General features: G+C 70.5%; 4 protein-coding genes. 3 read left to right on the top strand and 1 reads right to left on the bottom strand.

All coding sequences use genetic code 11. The features are described from left to right. On the bottom strand, positions 1-1,875 hold a 1,875-nt coding region (gene ggt / locus E1J61_RS35575; RefSeq protein WP_133098481.1), incomplete at its 3' end, for a gamma-glutamyltransferase. Positions 1,876-2,071: 196 nt separating this feature from the next. Between ggt and E1J61_RS35570 the strand changes: the two genes are divergently transcribed. From E1J61_RS35570 to E1J61_RS35560, 3 genes are all read left to right on the top strand, one after another. Next, positions 2,072-3,859, top strand: coding sequence for a VWA domain-containing protein (locus E1J61_RS35570; protein WP_133098480.1), 1,788 nt, complete (start codon positions 2,072-2,074; stop codon positions 3,857-3,859). Positions 3,860-3,995: 136 nt separating this feature from the next. After that, complete coding sequence (locus E1J61_RS35565) at positions 3,996-4,586, top strand: sigma-70 family RNA polymerase sigma factor (RefSeq protein ID WP_243737109.1); 591 nt, start codon at positions 3,996-3,998, stop codon at positions 4,584-4,586. Further along, positions 4,583-5,582 (top strand): hypothetical protein (locus tag E1J61_RS35560; protein ID WP_133098478.1); only part of this gene is annotated, 1,000 nt, incomplete at its 3' end. The genes E1J61_RS35565 and E1J61_RS35560, both read left to right, overlap by 4 nt.

Genomic DNA, 5,582 nt, shown 5'->3' with positions numbered 1-5,582 from the left:
CCCCTCCCTCCGCGGATCCGCCCCACCCGCCCAAACGACCTTCCCATCTGGCCCCTGCCGACGCACGATAGCCTGCGTGCCGCTGGTCATCTCAATCTCGGCAACCTGATGCCCGCGCTGCTGCAGCGCCTGCACCAGCCCCGGCGACACCAGCCCCTTCTCCACTTCAGTAGGCCCATTGCGGCTGCCGAAGTTACCCATGCCGATCGCAGCCTGCGGATCCATATTCCAGTCCAGCATCCCGACCAGCGTCTTGGACACATACTCGATGATCTGTGAGCCGCCGGGCGAACCCACCGTGGCCACGAGCTGCCCGGTCTGGCGGTCAAACACCAGCGTTGGCGCCATCGACGAACGCGGCCGCTTGCCCGGCTCGACACGGTTGGCCACCGGCTTGCCATTCTCGCTCGGCAAGAACGAGAAGTCGGTCAGCTGGTTGTTCAGCATGAACCCACGCACCATCAGATGCGAGCCGAAGTACGACTCGATCGTAGTGGTCATCGAGATCGCGCCGCCGCGGTCATCGACCGCGACGATCTGCGAGGTGGACATGCGCGGCGGCGAGCGGTCCGGGGCATACGCCACCGCAGGGCCCGGCGGCACGCCCGGCTGCGCCTTGCCCATGCTCTTGTCGCCGATCAGCTCGGCGCGCGACGCGAGGTAGTTCGGGTTAACCAGGCCGGCCACGTCGATCTGCACGAAATCGGCATCCGCCACGTAGAGGCCGCGGTCGGCATAGGCCAGGCGGTCGGCTTCGGAAATAGCGTGGACCGCGTCCGGATTGGCTTCCACCTGCGCGGGCGTGTTGACGTTTTGCGGCTTGAGCGCTGCCAGCGCGTACTTGGGATTCTTGGTCTCCAGCGCCTGCAGCGTGCCCAGGATCTGCGCAATCGCGATACCGCCCGATGACGGCGGCGGCATGCCGCAGATCTTCCAGCGCTTGTAGTCGGTGCAGACCGGCACGCGCTGCTTGGCCCGGTAATCGCGCAGGTCAGCCATCGACAGCGAGCCCCGGTTGGCACTGCCGTTGACCTTGGCGACGATGTCCTGCGCGATCGGGCCACCGTACAGCACGCCCGCGCCGCGCCGCGCAATATCGCGCAGCGTCTGTGCGAGCTTGGGGTTCTTCAGCACCGTGCCGGCCGGCTTGGGCTTGCCCTGCGCATCGAGGAAATACGCGGCCATCTCCGGCGAGTTGGCCAGGAACTTGTCGGCCGCCACCTGCGTGTACAGGCGCTGCGAGATCGGAAAGCCCTTCTCCGCCAGCGAGATCGCCGGCTCGAACAGCTTGGCCCAAGGCAGGCGCCCGTGCTGCCGGTGCGCCATCTCCAGCGCGCGCATCACGCCCGGCGTGCCGACCGAACGCCCGCCAATCTGTGCCTCGCTGAATTCCATCGGCTTGCCGTCGGTGCGCATGAACAGGTTTTCGGTGGCACCCGCGGGTGCGGTCTCGCGGCCGTCAAAAGCCTGCACGCGCTTGCCGTCCCAGTACATGATGAAGGCGCCGCCACCGATGCCGGTGGCTTGCGGCTCGACCAGCGTCAGCACGGCCTGCATGGCGATGGCGGCATCGATCGCCGAGCCGCCCTGGCGCAGCATGGCGCGCCCGGCCTCGCTGGCCAGCGGATTGGCCGCTGCGGCCATATGGCGCTGCGCATAGACCGTCGACATGCCGGCGCGGTAGCCGGAAGCAACCTCCGGGGCAGGCGGCATGGGTGCCGCGGGCGCCGCCGCGGCCGGGGCGGCAGCTGGCTCAGCCGTTGCGGCGGGCGTCCCTGTCCCTCCGCCCTGCGTTCCACACGCGCCAAGCAGCGCGGCCGTAGTCAGGGCCAGCGTGCTGCGCCACACCATCGAATCGAGGTCAAAGCGGGCCATGCGATGTCTCCTGGGGAAGGAATCAGGCGATTGTAGTGGCGATCGCCGCATGCGGGGGTGGGGCGAAGTCTGATTTCCGTCACCTGACAGAGCGTGCAGCGAAAAAAACCGGAGGGTTTAACCCCGCCGGCTACCGTGCGCCGTTTCATGGACAGGCCTCCACGGCGTCCCGCCAGCGGCCCACCAGGAGAACAACATGCAACTTCACGCTCCGGTCGTGACCACCGTTGGCGCCCGGCGGACCCGGGCCGCAGCTGCCTGCTGCGCAACCGCGCTGGCACTGGCGCTGTCGGCCTGCGGCGGGCATTCGCCTGCGCTGACGCAGGCGCCGCAATCCGCTCCGCCGGTCCCGACCCCGGCCCCGGCGCCCGCGCCGGTCCTGGACCACGCCGCCGAAGTGGCCAAGGCCGCAAATGCCGCGCCCGCGGCCGAAATGCGCGCCATCGCACCCCATGCACCGCTGGCCATGCCGCGTCCCTACCACCTGCCGCCACCCCAGGCCGCGGACCGCGAGCGCTACGGCCAGATCGAAGAGAACGGCGTCAAACTGGTCGCGCAGGCCCCGGTATCCACCTTCAGCATCGATGTCGACACCGGCAGCTACAGCAATATGCGCCGCCTGCTCAATGCCGGCCGCCTGCCTCCCGCCGATGCCGTGCGCGTGGAGGAATTGCTGAACTACTTCCCGTACGACTACGCCCAGCCCGCCGACGGCCGGCCCTTCGCCGTGCATACCGCGCTCGCGCCCGCGCCCTGGCATCCGTCCAACGTGCTGCTGCGCATCGGCATCAAGGGCAAGGACATCGCCAGCGGCGCGCTGCCGCCGGCCAACCTGGTGTTCCTGGTCGACGTGTCGGGGTCGATGGACTCGCCCGACAAGCTGCCGCTGCTCAAGTCGTCGCTGAAGCTGCTGGTGAACAAGCTGCGCGCGCAGGACCGCATCACGCTGGTCACCTATGCCAGCGGCACCCGCGTGGCGCTGCCGCCTACGCCGGGCAGCGACAAGGCCGCAATCAGCGCCGCCATCGACCAGTTGGTGGCCGGCGGCAGCACCGCTGGCGCCAGCGGCATCGCGCTGGCCTACCAGGCCGCGCAGCAGGGCTTTATTGCGGGCGGGATCAACCGGGTGTTGCTGGCCACCGACGGCGATTTCAATGTCGGCGTCACCGACTTCCGGCAGCTCAAGGGCATGGTCGAGGAAAAGCGCAAGTCCGGCGTGTCGCTGTCGACGATGGGCTTCGGCACCGGCAACTACAACGAGCAGTTGATGGAGCAGCTGGCCGATGCCGGCGACGGTGCGTACTCGTATATCGACAACCTGATGGAAGGCAATAAGGTGCTGGCCAACGAGATGAGCTCGACACTGGCCACCATCGCGCGCGACGTGAAGATCCAGGTGGAATTCAACCCGGCGACGGTGAAGGAATACCGGCTGATCGGCTACGAAAACCGCATGCTGGCGCGCGAGGATTTCAACAACGACAAGGTCGACGCCGGCGACATCGGCGCGGGCCATACGGTGACCGCGCTGTACGAGCTGACGCTGGCCGGCCAGCCCGGGCTGGTCGATCCGCTGCGCTACCAGCCCCCCGCGCCCACCGCGCCCACCACGCCCACCGGGCCCGCATCCGGCCGCGACGGCGAACTGGCGCATGTGAAGCTGCGCTACAAGCTGCCTGCGGCCAGCACCAGCCAGCTGATGGATATCGCCGTGGCGCGGCAGGCGATCCGGCCCCTGGCCCAGGGCGACGACGACTTCCGCTTCGCCGCCGCCGTCGCCGGCTTCGGCCAGGCGCTGCGCGGCGGCAAGCACACCGGCAACTGGGGCTACGCCGAGGCGCACGCGCTGGCGCAGGGCGCGCGCGGCGCCGACCGCTTCGGCTACCGCGGCGAATTCCTCAAGCTGGTCGACCTGGCGCAAAGCCTGGCCACCAGCAAGCCGGGAGATGCGGCTGGCGCGGTTCCCGAGCGTGCGGCGCGCTGACAACGTCCCGGCGCAGGGCAGCGCAGCGCCTGGCTGCCCCGCCCTGCGCTCTCCTATACTCGGGCGCATGCAGGCTCCAGACCCCTTCCCCCCTCGCCCACTGGCACCATTGGCCCCGTTGGCCCCGTTGGCCCCGTTGGCCCCGTTGGCCGCGCTGCCGGACCAGGACCTGATGCTGCTGGTCGCTTCGGGCATCATCGAGCAACCCATCGCCGAACTGTTCCGCCGCCATAATGCCGGCCTCTACAACTACGTGGCGTGGCTGTGCCAGGGCAACACCGGCGAGGCCGAGGACATCGCGCAGAAGGCCTGGATCAAGCTGATGACCCGCTGCGGCGACTACCAGCCAGCCGCGGCGTTCCGCACCTTCCTGTACCAGATCGCGCGCAATGCCTGGCTCGACCAGGTGCGCAGCGCGGATGCGCGCCAGCGCCACGACACGGACGACGGCGAGCCGCCGGAGCTGCCCGCCGATGACCTGTCGCCGGAAGCCGAGCTGCAGTTGCGGCAGCATGCGCACCACGTCCACCGCGCACTGCTGCAACTGCCGGCGGCACAGCGCGAGGTGGTGGTGCTGCGCTTCTTCAGCGACATGAGCGTCGAGGATATCGCGCAGATGCTGGGCGAGAAGTTCGAAACGGTGAGGAGCCGGCTGCGCTACGCCTTCGCGCGGTTGCGTGCCGAGCTGGCGGGCGGCGTGCCGGGCGCGCGGGAGCGTGGGCCATGAGCGCCGCCGACCGCTTCATCGACGGGCAGGACCGGCTTGCCGCGTTGCTGAAGGAATTGCCCGCCTACATGCCACCGGAGCGGCTGGCCGCCGCCGTGCAAACGGCGGCGCACGCGGCCCAGCAGGAAGCGGACGCGCGCCGCGCCGGCAGCCTGCCATTCGGCCTGCCATTTGCCGCGCCGCCGGGGCTGGCGTCCGCGGTGCTGGAAGAAGCCGCGCGGCTGCAGGCAGCGCAGGCGGGCCGGCGCGATGCGGTGCTGGCCGGCATCGCTGCGGGCCAGCCGGCGGCGCAGGCGCTGGGTGCGCCTGTCAGCGATGCCACGCGCGACTGGCTGGCGGCGCAGGCGCGCAGCGCTGCCGCCGCGCAGGCAGTCGAAGGGGCGAAGCACGCCGGACGAACAGAACACGCACGAACGGCACGCGCACGCCGCTGGTGGCGCTCACTCGGTGCGGTAGCCAGCGTAGCGGCCGTGGCCGGGCTGACCACCAGCATCGTGCTGCGGCAGATCGACGAAGGCGCCTTGCAACCGGCCACCGGCGTCGCAGTCGGCGAGGCTGCGGCACCGGCGGCCGGGGACGCCCCTGCGTCAACGCATGAAGCACCCGTCGCCGCTCCGGCGAACCCCGCCCCGCCAGTGCCCAAGGCCTCTTCGTCGGTATCGCGGGAGCAACGGCAGGAACGCGAAGCCACCCCGCGCCAGCGCGCGCAGCCGCCCGCCGAGCGCAAGGCGACGCCACGCGGCGAAACGCGGGCCATGCCCGCCCCAGCCCCAGCCCCAGCCCCAGCCCCAGCCCCAGCCCCAGCCACCGACAGCTTGCCGCCACAGGCTCCCGCCGTCGCAGCGGCTCCGCCAATGCCCGCGTACTCCGCCATGGCGGAATCCGCGCCTGCTCCGGCGGCACCACCCTCACCGCCGGCGGCAGCCGCCCCGCGTGCCGATTTCGCGCGCAAGGCCGCCCCGCCGCTGGCAGCGGCGCGCGCACCCGCTGCCGCCG

It is taken from the genome of Cupriavidus sp. L7L (assembly GCF_004353535.1).
GTDB lineage: Bacteria > Pseudomonadota > Gammaproteobacteria > Burkholderiales > Burkholderiaceae > Cupriavidus > Cupriavidus oxalaticus_A.
The sequence above is the reverse complement of the archived record's forward strand: the minus strand, read 5'-3'. Positions and strand labels throughout refer to the sequence as shown.